The 17,240-nt window shown below is 73.5% G+C and carries 14 protein-coding genes; 5 read left to right on the top strand and 9 right to left on the bottom strand.

Going from position 1 to position 17,240, the window contains the following annotated elements:
- Positions 1-9 precede the first annotated feature (9 nt).
- From ACIBCA_RS13395 to ACIBCA_RS13415, 5 genes are all read right to left on the bottom strand, one after another.
- Positions 10-1,365 (bottom strand): peptidoglycan-binding protein, encoded by a 1,356-nt coding sequence (locus ACIBCA_RS13395; protein WP_396282997.1) that lies wholly within the window; start codon positions 1,363-1,365, stop codon positions 10-12.
- 281 nt (positions 1,366-1,646) lie between these two features.
- Complete coding sequence (locus ACIBCA_RS13400; protein ID WP_396282998.1) at positions 1,647-2,555, bottom strand: pyridoxamine 5'-phosphate oxidase family protein; 909 nt, start codon at positions 2,553-2,555, stop codon at positions 1,647-1,649.
- A gap of 45 nt (positions 2,556-2,600) precedes the next feature.
- Positions 2,601-3,074, bottom strand: a complete 474-nt coding sequence (locus ACIBCA_RS13405) for a VOC family protein (protein WP_396282999.1) — start codon at positions 3,072-3,074, stop codon at positions 2,601-2,603.
- A 185-nt stretch (positions 3,075-3,259) separates the two neighbouring features.
- Entirely contained in the window at positions 3,260-4,279 is a 1,020-nt protein-coding gene (locus tag ACIBCA_RS13410; RefSeq protein WP_396283000.1) for an XRE family transcriptional regulator, read from the bottom strand.
- Between the two features lie 265 nt (positions 4,280-4,544).
- The gene (locus ACIBCA_RS13415) at positions 4,545-6,722 is read right to left on the bottom strand and encodes a protease pro-enzyme activation domain-containing protein (protein WP_396283001.1); all 2,178 of its coding nucleotides are present in this window, start codon (positions 6,720-6,722) and stop codon (positions 4,545-4,547) included.
- A 205-nt stretch (positions 6,723-6,927) separates the two neighbouring features.
- Here ACIBCA_RS13415 and ACIBCA_RS13420 point away from each other — a divergent pair, with 205 nt between their 5' ends.
- Positions 6,928-7,485, top strand: coding sequence for a CGNR zinc finger domain-containing protein (locus ACIBCA_RS13420; protein WP_396283002.1), 558 nt, complete (start codon positions 6,928-6,930; stop codon positions 7,483-7,485).
- A 39-nt stretch (positions 7,486-7,524) separates the two neighbouring features.
- Here the strand turns inward: ACIBCA_RS13420 and ACIBCA_RS13425 are convergent, their stop codons facing one another.
- The 3 genes from ACIBCA_RS13425 to ACIBCA_RS13435 form a co-directional block, all read right to left on the bottom strand.
- Positions 7,525-9,018 carry an FAD-dependent monooxygenase gene (locus ACIBCA_RS13425; protein ID WP_396283003.1) on the bottom strand — a complete coding sequence of 498 codons (1,494 nt, stop codon included), beginning with the start codon at positions 9,016-9,018 and terminating at the stop codon, positions 7,525-7,527.
- Positions 9,019-9,172: 154 nt separating this feature from the next.
- Positions 9,173-10,873: a phenylacetic acid degradation protein PaaN gene (gene paaN, locus ACIBCA_RS13430; RefSeq protein WP_396283004.1), complete on the bottom strand. Its 1,701-nt coding sequence runs from the start codon at positions 10,871-10,873 to the stop codon at positions 9,173-9,175.
- A gap of 148 nt (positions 10,874-11,021) precedes the next feature.
- A complete protein-coding gene (locus ACIBCA_RS13435; RefSeq protein WP_396283005.1) occupies positions 11,022-12,290 on the bottom strand; it encodes a hypothetical protein in 1,269 nt (422 codons plus the stop codon).
- A gap of 151 nt (positions 12,291-12,441) precedes the next feature.
- Between ACIBCA_RS13435 and ACIBCA_RS13440 the strand changes: the two genes are divergently transcribed.
- Complete coding sequence (locus ACIBCA_RS13440) at positions 12,442-13,026, top strand: TetR/AcrR family transcriptional regulator (protein ID WP_396283006.1); 585 nt, start codon at positions 12,442-12,444, stop codon at positions 13,024-13,026.
- 9 nt (positions 13,027-13,035) lie between these two features.
- Here the strand turns inward: ACIBCA_RS13440 and ACIBCA_RS13445 are convergent, their stop codons facing one another.
- On the bottom strand, positions 13,036-13,482 hold the full coding sequence (locus ACIBCA_RS13445) for an Lrp/AsnC family transcriptional regulator (protein ID WP_072656332.1): 447 nt from the start codon (positions 13,480-13,482) through the stop codon (positions 13,036-13,038).
- A gap of 164 nt (positions 13,483-13,646) precedes the next feature.
- Between ACIBCA_RS13445 and ACIBCA_RS13450 the strand changes: the two genes are divergently transcribed.
- Genes ACIBCA_RS13450 through ACIBCA_RS13460 form a run of 3 tightly spaced genes read left to right on the top strand, consistent with a single transcriptional unit; the run spans position 13,647 to position 17,142 of the window.
- On the top strand, positions 13,647-14,804 hold the full coding sequence (locus ACIBCA_RS13450) for a thiamine pyrophosphate-dependent dehydrogenase E1 component subunit alpha (protein ID WP_396283007.1): 1,158 nt from the start codon (positions 13,647-13,649) through the stop codon (positions 14,802-14,804).
- Positions 14,804-15,817 carry an alpha-ketoacid dehydrogenase subunit beta gene (locus ACIBCA_RS13455; RefSeq protein ID WP_396283271.1) on the top strand — a complete coding sequence of 338 codons (1,014 nt, stop codon included), beginning with the start codon at positions 14,804-14,806 and terminating at the stop codon, positions 15,815-15,817. Before ACIBCA_RS13450 ends, ACIBCA_RS13455 begins: the two co-directional genes overlap by 1 nt.
- 5 nt (positions 15,818-15,822) lie before the next feature.
- The gene (locus tag ACIBCA_RS13460; RefSeq protein WP_396283272.1) at positions 15,823-17,142 is read left to right on the top strand and encodes a dihydrolipoamide acetyltransferase family protein; all 1,320 of its coding nucleotides are present in this window, start codon (positions 15,823-15,825) and stop codon (positions 17,140-17,142) included.
- Positions 17,143-17,240 lie beyond the last annotated feature (98 nt).

Consider the following 17,240-nt stretch of genomic DNA (forward strand, 5'->3'; position numbering starts at 1 on the left):
GGCCCTGCGTTACGAGAAGAGCCGGCGCCAGGTGTCCGGGCCGGGGTAGCCGTCGGCCTCGGCGCCCGTCCAGCCCTGGGCCCGCTGGAAGGCCTGCACGTTGAGGCGGTCGCTCTCGCTCCACTGGGGGCCGGGGCCGACGCTGTAGGCGCCGCCGAAGCCCTTGGCGACGAGCTGCGCGCCGAGCCGGCGGACGTAGTCGTTGTTCTGGCCGGGGCCGAAGTACTGCGCCCCGGGGAAGGTCGTCGTCCCCGTCCCCGTCCCCGTCGCGGGCGGTGGCGGGGGCAGCGGGGTGGTGCCGGCGTCGATGTTGCGGCCCTTGCCGCCCACCAGGTACGCCCAGGTGTCCTTGCCGGGGATGCCGTCGGCCTCGCCGGCGCGCCAGCCCTGGGCGAGCTGGAACGCCTGGGTGGCCTTGCGGTCGGCCTCGCCCCAGCGGGGGCCGGGGCCCTCGGAGTAGAACCGGGCGCCGCCGCGCTGCACCAGCATCTGGCCGAGCTTGGTGACGTACGCGTTGTTGGCCCCGGGCCCGAACTTGTCCGCGCCAGGGAAGGTGCTGGAGGAGGCGCCGTCGCTGCTGCCGGTGGACAGGCCCGTGTAGCGGTAGGGGACGTAGCCGGAGGAGTTGTTCCAGTACGCGTACGGGGTGGAGCGCTTCTTGGTGCCGGGGGAGGTCTGCTCGTAGGCGAGGTAGCGGGTGCGGGAGGAGTCCGCCCAGCCGCCGAAGATCGTCACGTGCGAGCCGCCCTGCGGGTTGGCCGGGTTGTTGTAGATCAGCACGTCGCCGGGCTGGAGGTCGTTCTTGCCGATCCGCTCGGCGAAGTCCGGCAGGGTCCAGGTGGTCTGGCTGCTGCCGAGGCCCCAGGCCATCGAGACGAAGCCGGAACAGTCCTGGCGGTAGCCGTCCGACCAGTAGCGGCTCATGCTGTACGGCACGCCCTGGTCGACCCAGCTCTGCGCGCGCTGGATGATCTGCGCCCGGGTGAGGGGCTGCGCGGCGGCGCGTGGGGCGGCGTAGGTGCGGGCGCCGGAGCCATCGCCGTACAGGCCGCTGACCTCGCCCTGTGGGGACTGCGGCGGCTGGGCGGTGCTGCTGCTGCCGCTCCCGCCGCCGGGGTTCGGGGTGGGGGCCGCGGTGGCGGAGCCGGCGGCGGCCGCCCCACCGCCCATCGCGGTGCCGACCGCGGCCATCACGACGGCGGCCCGGCGGCGCAGGCTGCGGGAGGCGGCGTGGCCGCCCTCGTGGACGGGGGCGGCGTGCAGCCGGGCGCGGCGGCGGGCACTGCAGCCCCCGCATATGCAGTCCTCCGCCGGTTCGACCTCGGCGAACACCGGCAGCGCGGACAGGGGGTCGGTAAGGGTCATGCTCCGCCTCTTTCCTGCGGTCTTTCCTGGCCACGGCCTGACGGCGTGACAGGAGTGGCCTTCCCGCGCCGGTTCCGCTGCCACCGGGACCAAAGTCCCAAAGCGGGCGGATCGGGGCGCGGCGGATTGGGCCGAGCGAGTGACGACCAGTTGGCTCCCGGGCGTGGCGCGGAGGCATCGGAACAGGTAGTAACCGTACGAACCTGATGCGTGATCAGAGAGTGACCGGTGTCTGGTTCAGTACGGGATCAGTGCCGGATCGGCGCGGGAGCAGCACCGGATCAGCGCGGGATGGCGGGCGAGTACTCGGGATCGGTCCAGGTCAGCGGGGTGGCGTCGGCGAGTTCGAGCACGCCGGTGACGGCCAGTTCGACCATCCGCTCCGCGCCGGGGGTGCCCTGGCGGGCCTCCTCGGACCAGTCGGTGCGGGCCTCGCCGGTGACCAGCAGCGCCCCGCCGGTCTCCCAGTCGGGCAGCAGCAGGCCCGCCCGGGGGTCGAGCTCGAGGTTGCCGAGGGTCAGGAACATGCTGTTGCCGGGGTACTCCGGCCAGCGCAGCCGGTCCGGGGCGACGGCCTGGAGGAAACCGGGCAGGCCGCCCCGGTGGGAGGCGTCCACGGTGCCGCCGGGGCCGGTGGAGGCGATGAAGAAGGTGTCCGAGGTGGCGACCGCCAGCCGCTGGGCGGTGGTCAGCACGGAGCCGGAGGCGACGGCGCGCGGCGGGCCGGCCGGGCGGTCCAGCGGGGTGCGGCGCTGGATGTACTTCGGGCAGTTGGAGACCACCTCCTCGGCGGTGATCACCAGACCACCCCGGCCGTCGGCGCGGGAGCGGCCGTTGAGGCGCATCCGGCGGCGGCCGGCCGAGTCCAGGGCGATGGTGCCGACCCGGGCCGGGCGGGTCAGTGCCTCGGCCAGTGGGTCGGCCTGGGCGGGACGGGCGGCGACGGTCACGGTGCGCTCGTCGGGGGCCTGGAGGAAGCCGGCCGGCCCGGCCAGCTGGGTGGCCCAGACCCGGCCGTCGAGGTCGGCCGCGCCGATCACCACCGTCCGCCGCTCGCCCAGGAAGCGGGCGGCGACGGGCGGGACGGTGGCGCGGATGGAGCGGCCGGCGTGGTCGGCGCGCTCGGTGCGGCCGGCCCGGGCCTGGGCGGTCCGCTCGCCGGGGTGGTAGGGGGTGGCAGCGGTGGTCACGGGGTGCTCCTCGCCGTCCGGTGGGTGTGATCCGAAAGACACGGTCTAGAAGAAGCCGCAGGTGGGGGCGTTGGTGGTGGGGGCGACGGCGTCGGTCTCGTCGACGCCGGTGCGGGTGTAGATCTCCAGCCGGATGCCGTCGGGGTCGGTGAAGAAGACGCCCCCGGAGGCGGAGCCCTCGCCGTGCGGGACGACGCCGTCGTAGGCGAACTCGGCGCCCAGGTCGCGCAGCACGGTCTCGGCGGTGCGGACCTCGTCGAGGCTCTCGACCTCGAAGGAGAGGTGGTGCAGGCCGGGGGTGCCGGTGGCGAAGGTGCCCTCGCTCTGCTGCCAGAGCGTGACGACCAGGCGGCCGTCGCGGCCGAGGAGGGCGAAGCGGCGGTCGGCCTCGGTGCCCTCGTGGGTCACTTCGAGGCCGAGGACGGCGCGGTAGAAGTCGATCGAGCGGGCCACGTCGGTGACGTTCAGGCCCACGTGGCCGGTCTGCAGGGACTTGAGCTGGGCGATGGTGCCGGACATGCCTGATCACTCCTGGAGCTGGGTGGCTCCGGCGGCTACTGCCTAACCGGTATGAGTGACTGTAGGGGTTAGGTGATAGGGCGTCAACCGCTGTACGGTGGCGAAGGGGTTAGGTGTCGGGGCAGCGGAAAGCCCCGCCGGGCCGGTGGGCTCGACGGGGCTTCGGTGCTCGGGGGGAAGGGAGGCTAGGCCCATTCCCAGCGGATGCCGATGTGGCCCGGCTGCTGGTCCGGGGCCAGGACGTGGGCGCTGGCGGAGGCGCCGATCCACAGCTGCTCGCGGCGGTGGTCGACGTCGGCGCCGGGCTCGCGGTCGTAGCGCTCGCAGTGGGCGGGGACGGCGGCCGGGTCGAAGTGCACCTGGAGCACGTACTCGCGCACCGGGGTGGCGAAGCGGCGGCTGTACTCCGTGGTCGGGCCGCCGGGCGGGATCTCCACCTCGTACTCGAAGACGGTGCTGTCGCCGAGGCCGAGCGGGCGGTCGAGCATCAGCTCGGCGACGGTCAGCCCGACCTCCGGGCGGCGGCGGACCCGGCCGAGGCGGCCGTGCCGCACCGCGGTGACCTCCGGGCAGCCGGTGGCCTCCTCGTCGGCCTTGTGGACGACCAGGCAGCGGCCGACGCCGCCGACCGTGGCGCGCACCACCTGGCGCATCCGCAGCAGGTTGCCGCGCCGCTCGGCGTCGACGTAGTACGAGTCGTGGATGCTCAGGCGCTCCAGCTCGCCGGCCGGCGGGGCATCCAGCTCGGCGAAGATCGCCGCGATGTCGTCCTCCCCCGGCCAGACGTCCTCCAGCCCGAGGTGGCAGGTGTTGGCGGCCGCCGCCCAGCGGCCGCGCGGGCGCGGCGGGCCGAGCAGGGCGGACAGGGAGCTGTGGGGCAGGCCGAGCAGTTCCTCGAGCAGGTGGACGGCGCGCAGCGAGCTGGCCCGCTCGGGCTGGCTGCGGCCGCGGCGCCAGTAACTCAGCGTCGTGACACTGACTCTGACGCCGCGTCCGGCCAGCGCGGCGCGGATGCGGTCCAGGCTGAGGCCGCTGGCCTCGATGGCCAGGTTGAGGGCGTCGGCGAAGCCTCCGGCCGGGGCGGGCCGTCCGGCGGACGGGACCGGGGCGGGGGCAGGGGGAAGCGGAGCGGGCGGGCCCGGGTGCTCCGGGCGCGAACCGACCAGCCGGAGCCGCGCGGAGTCCTGAGGCTGCTGTGCGGCCATGCGGTGACCCTCCCCACCAGGTGACTTCGGCGGGACCTGGTCGGCGCCGGAGCGCGCCGCCCGCGGCTTCACCGAGCTTTGGGGAACCCTATGCACGGTCGAGAGGCTACGTCATCAGTCGTGCGTATGACAGGGGTCACGACAGGTGGACCACAAGGTTATCGATCTTGAAACAGGCCGGAAACAGGACACCGCCGGGGCGGGCCGTGAAGGCGCCGCCCCGGCGGGGGTTCGGGTGGTGCGGGTGGTGCTGCCGGCGGGGTGGTCAGCCGACGTTCAGGGCGACGTCGTCGATCACGAAGCTGGTCTGGGCGGAGCCGTCCTCGGTGCCGGTGAACTTCAGGGTCACCGTCTGGCCGGCGAAGGAGGTCAGGTCCACGCTCCGCTGGACGTAGCCGGTGGCCGCGTCCAGGTTGGACCAGGTCTTGACCGCGGTGGAGTTCGCCTGGAGGGTCAGCTTGTCGTACGCGGTGCTGGTGGTGGTCTCCGCGGTGTCGATGTGGAGCTGGAAGGTGAGGATCGCGGAGGTGCAGCCGGCCGGGACGGAGACGGTCTGCGACAGGGTGTCGGTGTGGGTGCTGCCGTAGCCGTTCAGCCACGCCTTCCAGCTGCCGGAGTGGGCCGGCTGGGAGGAGCTGTTGTCGACCACGCCGGAGCTGGTGCTCCACGGGGCGGCGGTGCCGGTCTCGAAGCCGCCGTTGCCGATCAGCTGGGCGGCGGTGCAGCCGCCGGTGGGCGGCGGGGTGGTGCCGCCGCCGAGCAGGGCGGTGGTCAGCTGGTCGGCGACCGGGGTGCCCCAGCCGGTGACCTGGTCGTAGCCGGCCTTGGCGGAGAAGTCCTGGTTGGCGCCGGTGGTCACGTCGTGGAAGGCGCTGCCGTAGCTGCTGCTGTTGGCGACCGAGTACAGGCGCGGGCTCGCCTCGCCGAGGGCGGGCTTCCCGGCGGCCTTGGCCTTCTGGTTGAACTGGGCCGCGTAGCCGGACCACAGCGGTGCGGCGGCGCTGGTGCCGCCGTAGACCTGCCAGGCGCCGCCGGTGTAGATGGCGAAGCCGCTCGCCGGGTCGGCGTTGGAGGAGACGTCCGGGACGGTGCGCATGGTGCCGCTGACGCCGGTGCCCGTCTGCCAGCTCGGCTTGCTGAAGACGGTGGAGACGCCGCCGCCGGCGGTGCTCCAGGCGGACTCCGAGGAGTAGCCGTTGGCGCTGGTCACCTTGAGGTTGGTGCCGCCGACGCCGGTCTGGTGCGGGCTGGAGGCGGGGAAGTCGACGGCCTTGACGGTCGAGCCGCTGGTGGAGCGGGTGCAGTCGCGGGAGCCGTCGTCGCCGGAGGCGGAGAAGATCGAGATGCCCTGGGCGGCGGCCTGCTTGAAGGCGTTGTCCACGGCCGTCATCGAGGCGGCGGTGGTGTCCGGCTCGCAGGAGCCCCAGGAGATCGAGATGACCGAGGCCCGGTTGTCGGCCACGATCTTGTTGGCCATGTCGATCTCGCCCTGGTCGCTGTTCGGGGCCTCGTAGATCAGCTGGGTGGCCTTGGGGGCCGCGCCGCGGACGATCTCGCTGTCCAGCTCGACCTCGCCCATGCCCTGGCCGGGCGCGGAGTCGTAGTTGGCGCCGTCCACCGAGACCGTGGAGACGGCCGGGCCGGTCAGGCCGTACTGGGCGTCGTAGGTGGTCAGGTCGGAGGACTTGTAGCCGTCGAACTCCCAGAGCGCGACGGTGGTGCCGGTGCCGTCCGCGCCGGTCTTGGTCAGGTTGTAGGCGCCGTCGTACTGGGCCGGGCTCATGCCGCTCGGGGAGGCGGTGGCGGCGTTCGGCGCGGCAGTGGTCGAGCTGGCCGCGCTGGGCTTGGCCAGGCGGTTCTTGCGCACCGCGTGGTTGTCCAGGCCGCTGACGCCCTGGACGACGGCGGCCAGGTCGAAGGGGATCGAGGCGGCGTCGTCGTTGGCGAAGAAGGTGCGCTGCAGCTGCGGGTCGACGTACGCGCTCTCGTGGGTGGCGAACGCCTGCGAGACCTTCGCGGCGGTGCCGCGGGCGCTGACGACCTGGCGGTTGGCGCTGACCTCGGTGACGGTCAGGCCCTGGCCGGCGAGGTAGTCCTTGACCTGCTGGACGGCCTCGCGGGTCGGGCCGAAGCGCTCGGTGAACTGCTCGGGCGTCAGGAACTTCCCGTACTCGGGGGTGCCCGGGGTGGTGACCGCGGCGAGGAAGCGGTCCAGGCCCGCGGTGTCGCGCAGCTTGAGGCTGACGGCCACCGATATCTGCTGCTCGGCGGGGACGTCGCCCTTCTTCTCCGAGTGCGCCACGGCCGGGTTGACGGTGTTGGCGAGCGCGACGCGCGGGGCGGCGTTCGGTGAGGCGGCCTGCGCGGTGGAGACACCGAGCGAGACGGCGGTGAGGGGCAGGACGGCTATCGCCGCGGCGAGGGCGAGGGTGCGGGGACGCAACGTTTCTCCTCCTCCGGCCGGTTGTGGGGACCGGCTAGGGGGCCACGCGTTCCGGGCGGTCGTGAACGCTGGTCAGAACATGACAGAACAAGGAGGGGGAGTGGATCATGAATGGGCAATTGCTTGCTAAAGAACAGTCAAGTGTGGACATGACAGGCGAACGAGGGTTCATTCAGTGAATGGCCGCAGTGGCAGGATGGTCGACGTGACCCCGGACCCCCGCGACCCCCGCCCCCTGATCGGCGAGCCGCTCGCGCTCGACCTCCTCAACACGCGCTGGGCCGGCACGCCCGTCAACGACCTGCTGGACGGCGTGCAGGGGTACGGGATCTGGCTCTCCTCGAACGGCCTCGACGGGCGCTGCACCGCCGACGGGGCCGGGCTGGCGGCGATCCTCCAGGCCCGCGAGGCGATCGGCCTCGCCTTTCAAGACCTGAGGGATCAGGGCGAGTTGGGCCCCGGGGCGCGTTCAGGACTGGACGCGGTGCTCGACCACGGACGCCTGCGGCGCACCGCCGGCCCCGGTGGGCCCGAGGACCGGGCGGAGACGGACGGGCCGCAGTGGCTCGCGCCCTGGATCGCGGTGGACGACCTCCTCGCCCTGCTCGCCCAGGGGGCGCCGCGGCTCAAGCAGTGCGCGCACGAGGCGTGCATCCTGCACTTCTTCGACGCCTCGCAGAACGGGAAGCGGCGCTGGTGCCGGATGGCGGTGTGCGGGAACCGGGCCAAGGCGGCCCGGCACTACGAGAAGGCCAAGGGCTGAGCAGGGTCCCGCACCCGGGGCACGGGACCGTGGCGGCCGTCAGGCGGCGGGGTCTCCGAGCCAGGCGGTGAGGGCCTCGCGCAGCTCGCGGTGGCCGGGGTCGACGGCGCCCCAGGCGACGTAGCCGTCCGGGCGGATCAGCAGGACGGTGTCGCGCAGCTTGCCGTGCGGGTCGGCGGGGGCGGCCGTGACCAGCTCACCGGCCCAGGGTGCGGCGGCGGTCTGCTCGTCGTTGCTGACGAGGACGAACTTGCCCGCGCGCAGCGCCTCGTAGAGCCGCCCGGGCCCGGACGGATCGCCGTCCTCGGGCTTGGTGACGGCGGTCAGCCGCAGGTCCGGGACGCGCTTGCCGACCTGGGGGTGGGCGTCCTTGGGCGCGGGGTAGGAGATGGCGATGCCGGAGACCGTACGGGCGCCGCGCTCGGTGACCGGGTCGAGGTGGCCGCCCAGGGCGGTGAGCGCCCCGCGCAGGGCGCGGGTGGGGGCGGACTCGGCCAGGGCGATCCGGATCAGGGCGCCGGAGGTGCGCAGGACCATCTTCCCGACGGGGTGGCGCTCGCTCTGGTAGGTGTCCAGCAGGGCGTCGGTGGCGTGGCCGCGCAGGGCGGCGGCGAGCTTCCAGGAGAGGTTGGCGGCGTCCTGGAGGCCCGTGTTCATGCCCTGGCCGCCGGCCGGGGAGTGGCAGTGGGCGGCGTCGCCGGCCAGGAAGACGCGTCCGGAGCGGTAGTTGGGGGCCTGGCGTTCGTCGCTGTGGAAGGTGGAGCTCCAGCGGACCTCGCCGAGGCCGAGGTCCTCGCCCAGGGCCTCCTGGGCGACGGCGGCCAGGTGCTCGGGCGAGGGGACGGCGCCGTCGGGGAGGTGCTCGGTGCGGTCCCAGGCGATGAGCCGGTACCAGCCGTCGCCGAAGGGCACCACGAAGGCGAAGCCCTTGGCGCCCGCCCCGGCGGTGATCCCGTCGGCGGGCTCGTTGGCCAGGCGGACGTCGGCGAGCATCACCGATTCGACCACCGACTCGCCGGGGAACGGGATGCCGAGCAGCTCGCGGACGGCCGAGCGGACGCCGTCGGTGCCGACCGCGTACCGGGCGCGGTGGACGCCGCCGTCGCCGGTCTCCAGGGTGACGCCCTCGGCGTCCTGGCGCAGGCCCGTGACCTCGGCGCCGCGCAGCACGGTGGCGCCCGCCTTCTCGGCGCGCTCCAGCAGCAGGCGCTCGACGTTGTACTGCGGGGTGATCAGGACGAACGGGAAGCGCGTCGGCAGGACGGAGAGGTCGACGCCGAAGCGGCCGAACATCCGCAGCTCGGTGAGCGGGCGGCCGGTGGCGATGAGGGCGTCGGCCAGGCCCCGGGCGTCGAGGAGTTCGAGGCTGCGGGCGTGCACGGCGAAGGCCCGGGTGAGGTTGGACTCGGCGCCGCGCTTCTCCAGGACGGTGACGCCGACTCCGGCGGCGGCGAGATCGCCTGCCAGCAGCAGTCCGGTGGGCCCGGCACCGACGATCAGGACGTCGGTTTCGGTCGTCGGCTTCACGGACATCTGTCAGCTCCCGGTGTTCGGAGGGTGGTTGCACGCTGTTCCCGGACGTGCTCCCGGGGTCCATTCTCGCGGTCGGCGTACCGGCTGTGAACCACCGGGCCCCCGGGTGGTCGGTGCGACCGCCCGGGGGCCCGGTGTTTCGTGCGGGTGGGGATCAGGCGGGGCGGCGGATCTCCACCGTACGGAACCGGTTGGCGACGAAGGCACCGTCGCAGTACGCGGCGTTGGCGGCCGGGTTGGCGCCGGTGCCGTGCAGGTCGGAGAAGGCGGCGGTCTGGTTGGGGTAGACGCCGCCCGTCAGGTTGAGCGAGAGCGAGACGCCGGCGTCCAGGACGGCGGCGACCAGACGGGCCTCCACCTCGGGCGAGGTGGTGTAGCCGGTGGCCGTCATGGCGCCCTTGTCGCGGACGGTGGTGCGCAGCAGCTCCACGGCGGCCTCGGTGTTCTCCACGGCGACGGCGAAGGAGACCGGGCCGAAGCACTCGCTGCGCAGCACGGCGCGGTCGTCCGGCTTGTCGGCGTCGAGCTTGACCAGGGCGGGGGTGCGGACGGTGGCGCCGGGGAACTCCGGCGAGGCCACCGCGCGGGGGGCGAGGGCGAGTTCGCCGTACTCGCCGCCGGCCGCGGCGGCCGAGCGCTGGAGCACGCCGGGGTTGACGACCGCGCCCAGGATGGCGGCGGCGCGGGCGTCGTCGGAGAGCAGGCCCTCGATGGCGGCGCCGAGGTCGGCGACGACCTGGTCGAAGGACTTGTCGCCTTGGTCGGTGGCGATGCCGGTGCGGGGGATCAGCAGGTTCTGCGGGGTGGTGCACATCTGGCCGCTGTAGAGGGACAGGGCGAAGGCCAGGTTGCCGAGCATGCCCTTGTAGTCGTCGGTGGAGTCGATCACCACCGCGTTGACGCCGGCCTTCTCGGTGTAGACCTGCGCCTGGCGGGCGTTCTCCTCCAGCCAGTCGCCGAAGGCGGTGGAGCCGGTGTAGTCGATCAGCTTCACCTCGGGGTGGACGGCGAGGGTCTGGGCGACGGTGCCGCCCTCGTGCTCGGCGGCCAGGCAGACCAGGTTCGGGTCGAAGCCGGCCTCGGCGAGCACCTCGCGGGCGATGCGCACGGTCAGCGCCAGCGGCAGGACGGCGCGGGGGTGCGGCTTGACCAGCACGGGGTTGCCGGTGGCGAGGGAGGCGAACAGGCCCGGGTAGCCGTTCCAGGTCGGGAAGGTGTTGCAGCCGATCAGCAGGGCGAGGCCGCGCGGGACGACGGTGAACTGCTTGGTCATCACGAGCGGGTCGCGCTTGCCCTGGGGCTTGGTCCAGCCGGCCTGCTGGGGCAGGCGGGTCTGCTCGGCGTAGGCGTAGGTGACGGCCTCCAGCCCGCGGTCCTGGGCGTGCGGGCCGCCGGCCTGGAAGGCCATGCCGTACGCCTGGCCGGTGGTGTGCATGACGGCCTGGGCGAACTCGTGGGAGCGGGCGTTGATCCGGTGCAGGATCTCCAGGCTGACGGCGGCGCGCTCCAGCGGGGAGGCGGCGGCCCAGGCGGGCCGGGCGTCGCGCAGCGCGGCGATCAGGGCGTCGGCGCCGGCGTGCGGGTAGGTGACGCCGAGCTCGACGCCGTACGGGGAGGCCTCCCCGCCGACGAGGTCGCCGTCGGTGGGGTGGCCGTCGAGGGCGAAGGGCTTGCCGAGCAGGGCGTCGAAGGCCGCCTTGCCGTCCGCCGGGCCGTTCTCGCCGTAAGCCTTCGGGAACTCGGGGTACGGCGACCAGTAGTCGCGCTTGGCGGCGGCGTCGAGGGCGGCGTCCAGGGTGGCCTGGTGGCGCTCGACCAGCTCGGCGACGACGGGGTGGGTGACCGCTGCGGACATGTGCGCTCCTCAGGTGGAGGAAGGGGACACGTCACAGAGTAACCGAACGATCGGTCGGCGAAAGGGGGTGTGGGGGATTGATTCCGGGACGCGCGAAGGGGCGCGTCCCAGGCCGGACGCGCCCCTCGGGGCCTTGCTCGCGCAGGGTTTACGGGACGCCGAGTTCGAAGATCATGTAGCCGCCGTACCAGCCGGAGGCGATCGCGGCGCTGCCCAGGACGGTGGCCAGCACCGGCCAGCTGAGCTTGCGCATCCCGATCGCCAGCGGCACGAACAGCGGGAACGCCGGCAGCAGGTAGCGCGAGACGTTGCCGAAGATGCCCAGGCTCCCGAGCACCGAGACGATGGTGGCCAGCGTGTAGGCGGTCAGCACCAGCGGCGGGCGCAGCCGGATCAGCAGGGCGATCAGCACCGGCAGGCTGAACACGATCAGGGTGGCGAAGAGGTCCGGCACCGGGAAGGCGAACGGGTAGTCGGTGCGGCCCAGCAGCACGCCCCGGATCGCGGCCCAGGTGCCCTGGCCCCAGTCGAAGTAGTGCAGCCAGGCGTCGTGCTGCAGCCGGAAGTAGCCGCCCCACTCGCCGGTGCGCCAGCCCACCCACGCGACGTAGCCCAGCAGGCCGAGGGGCGCCAGCAGCATCCCGGCCAGCGGGCGCAGCACGCCGCTGTCGCGCCGCCACAGCTCCACCAGCGCGGCCAGGCCCACCGCGCCGATCAGGGCGGCGGCCGTCGGCCGGTTGAGCCCGGCGACCAGGGTGATCGCCCCGGCGACGACCCAGCGCTTGGTCATCACGCAGTAGCAGGCCCAGGTGGCCAGGGCGACGAAGGTCGAGTCCGAGTAGATCGCCCACTCGGCGCCCGAGCCCGGGGCGACCGCCCAGATCCCGGCCGCGATCACGCCCGCCCGGGCGTCGCCGGACAGCTTCTCGACCACGGCGTAGATCCCGGCGGCGGCGAACAGCGAGGCCACCACCGAGACCAGCATCCCCGCGCCGTACAGGCCCAGGCCCGTGACGTCCGAGGTCAGCCGCATCAGGCCCGGGTACAGCGGGAAGAAGGCGGCGGAGTTCTGCTCGACCATGAACCCGCTGGTCGCGCCGGGGATCGGGACGAGGGCCGGGTGGTAGCCGAACTGGGCCACCTGCTGGTACCACCAGCCGTCCCAGCTGGCCAGGACGTCCCACGGGTTGGCGCCACCGCCGAAGCGGGCCGGCTTCTTCGCGTACTCGCCCGAGAAGGAGAGCAGCTTCATGAAGACGGTGAAGCCGACCAGCTTGAGCAGGGCGTAGCACCACACGGCGGGGCCGAAGCGGATCACCAGGGCCCGGGCCCGCTCCTGCCACGTGTCCGGGACGCCCTCCGTCTCCCCTCCGCGCTGCTCGGGAGGGTCGGAGGCGACTGCCGGTATTGCGTTCATCAGCCGTGGCTCCAGCTCGCTGGACGTGGACGATCGTCCGCAGAGTCTAGGGCGTGTCCGGCGGTTTTCGTCGGGTGCCCGGGGCCGATCGTCCAGGGCCCGGAGCGGACCCGACCGCGTGGGCCCGCGGGCGGCCGGGGATACTCGGAGGATGGCCGATCACACCACGCGCACCGCCTACACCGTCGAGTCGCTGCTCGCGGTGACCGTCGACGTGTTCAACGAGCGGGGTTACGACGGCACGTCCATGGAGGACCTGTCGCGGGCGGCCGGGATCTCCAAGTCGTCGATCTACCACCACGTGCGCGGCAAGGAGGAGCTGCTGCGGCTGGCGGTCGGGCGGGCGCTGGACGGGCTGTCCGCGATCCTCGCCGAGCCGGGGGCCGTGCAGGGCGCGGCGGTGGAGCGGCTGGAGCACGTGGTGCGGCGTACCGCCGAGGTGCTGCTGGAGGAGCTGCCGTACGTGACGCTGCTGCTGCGGGTGCGCGGCAACACGGTGACCGAGCAGTGGGCGCTGGAGCGGCGGCGCGAGTTCGACCACCAGGTGGCGGAGCTGCTGCGGGCGGCCGTCGCGGACGGCGCGCTGCGGGCGGACGTGGAGCCCCGGCTGGCCACACGGCTGCTGTTCGGGATGATCAACTCGATCGTGGAGTGGTACCGGCCGGGCCTGAAGGCCGCGGACGGCGTGGCCGACGCGGTGGTGCACCTGGCCTTCGACGGGCTGCGCGCGCGTTAGTCGGGCGGGCTAGTCGGGCGGGACCTGGTCCGTTTCCTCGAAGACCAGCATCGTCCGGGTGCCGAGCACCTGGGGGATGGACTGGATGCGGTTGAGCACGAGCTCCCGCAGGGCGTGGTTGTCGGCGGTGTGCACCAGCAGCAGCACGTCGAAGTCCCCGCCGACCAGGGCGATGTGGGCGACCCCGGGCAGCTCCAGCAGCTGCTCGCGCACGGTGCGCCAGGAGTTCTGGACGATTTTCAGGGTGATGTACGCCGACGCGCCCTGACCTGCGCGTTCGTGGTCCACCCTGGCGGTGAAGCCGCGGATGATGCCGTCCTCGACCATCCTGGAGATCCGGGCGTAGGCGTTCGCCCGGGACACGTGCACCCGCTCGGCCACCGAGCGGATGGAGGCCCGGCCGTCCTGCTGCAGCAGCCGCAGGATCGACCGGTCGACCCGGTCGAGTCTGGACATCTGTTCAGCCGACATGACCCCCCACCCTCATCGTTTGGACGCACTGCCACCAGTCGACCGCCCCACGGGCCGAATGTCCACCACCTTGTCACGCTTCTGGTCAAGATGAACAGACGACCGAACAATCGGTAGGGAGCCCCCGCCAACCCAGGAGGTGCCCCGAGATGACCGTTCTCGACCACAGACACCACACGGGCGTACCCGGTTGGCTGCCCGGAGCCACCGCCCCGCGCACCGACCCGGCCCCGTTCCTCCCGGACGTCTCCCCCGTCCGCGCGATCGGCACCCCGGTGCTGGAGAAGCAGGACCCGGCGCTGCTGCGCGAGCTGTACCGGCGCCTGGTGATCGGCCGCCGCTACAACCAGCAGGCGACCACCCTCACCAAGCAGGGCCGCCTCGCCGTCTACCCGGCCTCCACCGGCCAGGAGGCCTGCCAGGTGGCCGCCGCGCTGGTGCTGCGCGAGCGCGACTGGCTCTTCCCCAGCTACCGCGACACCCTCGCCGTGGTCTCCCGGGGCGTCGACCCGCTGGAGGCGCTCACCCTGCTGCGCGGCAACGCCCACACCGGCTACGACCCGCGCGCCAGCCGGACCGCCCCGCTCTGCACCCCGCTCGCCACCCAGGCCCCGCACGCCGTGGGCCTGGCGCACGCCGCCCGGCTGAGCGGCGAGCCGGTGGTCGCGCTCGCCATGCTCGGCGACGGCGGCACCAGCGAGGGCGACTTCCACGAGGCGCTGAACTTCGCGGCCGTGCTCCGGGCGCCGGTGGTGTTCCTGGTGCAGAACAACGGCTACGCCATCTCCGTGCCGCTCAGCGCGCAGTCCGCCGCGCCCTCCCTGGCGCACAAGGCGGTCGGCTACGGCATGGCCGGGCGGCTGGTCGACGGCAACGACGCGCCCGCGGTGCACTCCGTCCTCGCCGAGGCCGTCGAGCGCGCCCGCGGCGGCGGCGGCCCGACCCTCGTCGAGGCGCTCACCTACCGGATCGAGGCGCACACCAACGCCGACGACGCCACCCGCTACCGGGACGAGCCCGAGGTGGCCGCCTGGCGGGAGCACGACCCGATCCTGCTGATGGACCGCGCGCTGCGCGACCTCGGCCTCCTGGACGACGAGCTGGTGCGGCGGGCGGCCGACGAGGCCGAGGCGCTGGCGGCGCGGATGCGCGCGGAGTTCCACGTGGAACCCGAGCTCGACCCGATGGCGCTGTTCGCCCACGTCTACGCCGAGCAGACCCCTCAGCTGCGGGAACAGGCCGCCCAGCTGGCCGCCGAGCTCGCCGCCGAGGCCGAGGGTTCGGAGCCTTCGGAGGTGGCGCGATGATGAGCACGTCCGCCCCCGCCCCCGCCCCCACCCCCACGCGCACCGCCAGCATGGCGCAGGCGCTCAACTCCGCGCTGCGCGACGCCATGCGCGAGGACCCGTCGGTGCACGTGCTCGGCGAGGACGTCGGCGCGCTCGGCGGCGTCTTCCGGATCACCGACGGCCTGACCGCCGAGTTCGGCCCCGACCGCTGCCTGGACACCCCGCTCGCCGAGGCCGGCATCCTCGGCACCGCGATCGGCATGGCGATGTACGGGCTGCGCCCGGTGGTCGAGATGCAGTTCGACGCCTTCGCCTACCCGGCGCTGGAGCAGCTGTTCTCGCACGTCGCCAAGATGCGCAACCGCACGGCGGGCCGGCTCCCGCTGCCGATCACCGTCCGCATCCCGTACGGCGGCGGCATCGGCGGCGTCGAGCACCACAGCGACGCCTCCGAGGCGTACTACACGAGCACCCCCGGCCTGCACGTCGTCACCCCCGGCACAGTGGCCGACGCGTACGGGCTGCTGCGGGCCTCGATCGCCTCCGACGACCCGGTGGTCTTCCTGGAGCCCAAGCGGCTCTACTGGGGCAAGGCGGAGTTCGACCCGGCGGCGCCGGTGGAGCCGATCGGCCGCGCGGTGCTGCGGCGCACCGGCACCTCCGCCGTGCTGATCACGTACGGGCCCTCGCTGCCGGTCTGCCTGGAGGCGGCCGAGGCGGCCAAGGCCGAGGGGTACGACCTCGCGGTGCTGGACCTGCGCACGCTGGTCCCGTTCGACGACGAGACGGTCTGCCGGGTGGTGCGCTCGATCGGGCGGGCCGTGGTGGTGCACGAGGCGAGCGGCTTCGGCGGCACGGGCGCGGAGATCGCCGCGCGGGTCACCGAGCGCTGCTTCCACCACCTGGCCGCGCCGGTGGTGCGGGTCACCGGGTTCGACGTGCCGTACCCGCCGCCGATGCTGGAACACCACCACCTGCCCGGGGTGGACCGGATCCTGGACGCCGTCGCCCGGCTGCAGTGGGAGGACTGAGGATGATGCCGGTTGTGCGCGAGTTCCGGCTGCCCGACCTCGGTGAGGGGCTCACCGGGGCGGAGGTGGTGCGCTGGATGGTCGAGGTCGGCGAGGTGATCGCGGTCGACCAGGCGGTGGTGGAGGTCGAGACCGCCAAGGCCGTGGTGGAGGTGCCCTGCCCGTACGGCGGGGTGGTGACCGCGCGGTACGGGGAGGTGGGCGAGGAGATCGCCGTGGGCGCGCCCCTGGTGACGGTCGCGGTGGCGTCGGCGGAGGGTGCCGGGGCTCCTTCGGGGGCTGCGGCTCCTGCGGCTGCTGCGGCCTCGGAGGTCGAGCGGCCGTTGGTCGGGTACGGGGTCGCGGAGAGCAGGGGCGGTCGGCGGCGGCGGGTCGGTGCGGCCGTCGCGGCTCCCGTGGCCGTGGCTCCGGTGGCTCCTGTTCCTCCCGTGGCTCCCGTCGTCGAGGCGGCTCCGGCCGCTCCCGTGGTGGTGCCGGTGATCTCGCCGCTGGTGCGGAGGCTGGCCCGGGAGCAGGGCGTCGACCTGACGGCGCTCACGGGCAGCGGGCCGGACGGGCTGATCATGCGTGCGGACGTCGAACGGGCAGTCGCGGCGAAGGTCTCCGCTCCCGCCGTCGCGCCGCCGGCCGCCCCGGTGGGGGAGGTCGTCCCGCTGCGCGGGCTGCGCAAGGCGGTGGCGGAGAAGCTCAGCCGCAGTCACCGGGAGATCCCGGCCGCGACCTGCTGGGTGGACGCCGACGCCACCGAACTGATGGCGCTGCGGCGGCAGTTGAACGCCACGCCGGGGCCGAAGGTGAGTGTGCTGGCGCTGCTCGCCCGGATCTGCACCGTCGCGCTGGCGCGCTTCCCCGAGCTCAACTCCAGTGTGACGGAGGACGGTTCGGGCATCGTCCGGCACCGGGTGGTGCACCTGGGTTTCGCCGCGCAGGGCGAGCGGGGCCTCGTCGTCCCGGTGGTGCGGGACGCTCAGGCGCGCAGCACCGAGCAACTCGGCGAGGAGCTCGGCCGGTTGACGGAGTCCGCCCGTGCGGGCTCGCTGACGCCGGGCGAACTGACCGGCGGGACCTTCACGTTGAACAACTACGGCGTGTTCGGGGTGGACGGCTCGACGCCGATCCTCAACCACCCGGAGGCGGCGATGCTCGGCGTCGGCCGGATCGTCGCCAAACCCTGGGTGCACGAGGGGCAGTTGGCGGTGCGCGAGGTCACCCAGCTGTCGTTCACCTTCGACCACCGGGTCTGCGACGGCGGGACGGCCGGGGGCTTCCTGCGGTTCGTCGCGGACTGCGTCGAACAGCCGGGGATGCTGCTGCGGCAGCTGTGAGGGCGCGCTGCGGTCGCCCTGGGTGTGCTGCTCGGCACACAGGGCGACCGCAGATCGAGTGAGAGTAGCGCGTCCCGGGGCCGGGTGTCCCGGGCTTC

This window comes from Kitasatospora sp. NPDC051170, from assembly GCF_044455705.1.
Classification (GTDB): domain Bacteria; phylum Actinomycetota; class Actinomycetes; order Streptomycetales; family Streptomycetaceae; genus Kitasatospora.

Coding starts and splice junctions, on each gene's coding strand:
- ACIBCA_RS13450 (WP_396283007.1), top strand. CDS start 13,647: ATGACCGTTCTCGACCACAGACACCACACGGGCGTACCCGGTTGGCTG.
- ACIBCA_RS13425 (WP_396283003.1), bottom strand. CDS start 9,018: ATGTCCGTGAAGCCGACGACCGAAACCGACGTCCTGATCGTCGGTGCC.
- ACIBCA_RS13395 (WP_396282997.1), bottom strand. CDS start 1,365: ATGACCCTTACCGACCCCCTGTCCGCGCTGCCGGTGTTCGCCGAGGTC.
- paaN (WP_396283004.1), bottom strand. CDS start 10,873: ATGTCCGCAGCGGTCACCCACCCCGTCGTCGCCGAGCTGGTCGAGCGC.
- ACIBCA_RS13445 (WP_072656332.1), bottom strand. CDS start 13,482: ATGTCCAGACTCGACCGGGTCGACCGGTCGATCCTGCGGCTGCTGCAG.
- ACIBCA_RS13440 (WP_396283006.1), top strand. CDS start 12,442: ATGGCCGATCACACCACGCGCACCGCCTACACCGTCGAGTCGCTGCTC.
- ACIBCA_RS13460 (WP_396283272.1), top strand. CDS start 15,823: ATGCCGGTTGTGCGCGAGTTCCGGCTGCCCGACCTCGGTGAGGGGCTC.
- ACIBCA_RS13455 (WP_396283271.1), top strand. CDS start 14,804: ATGAGCACGTCCGCCCCCGCCCCCGCCCCCACCCCCACGCGCACCGCC.
- ACIBCA_RS13435 (WP_396283005.1), bottom strand. CDS start 12,290: ATGAACGCAATACCGGCAGTCGCCTCCGACCCTCCCGAGCAGCGCGGA.
- ACIBCA_RS13410 (WP_396283000.1), bottom strand. CDS start 4,279: ATGGCCGCACAGCAGCCTCAGGACTCCGCGCGGCTCCGGCTGGTCGGT.
- ACIBCA_RS13405 (WP_396282999.1), bottom strand. CDS start 3,074: ATGTCCGGCACCATCGCCCAGCTCAAGTCCCTGCAGACCGGCCACGTG.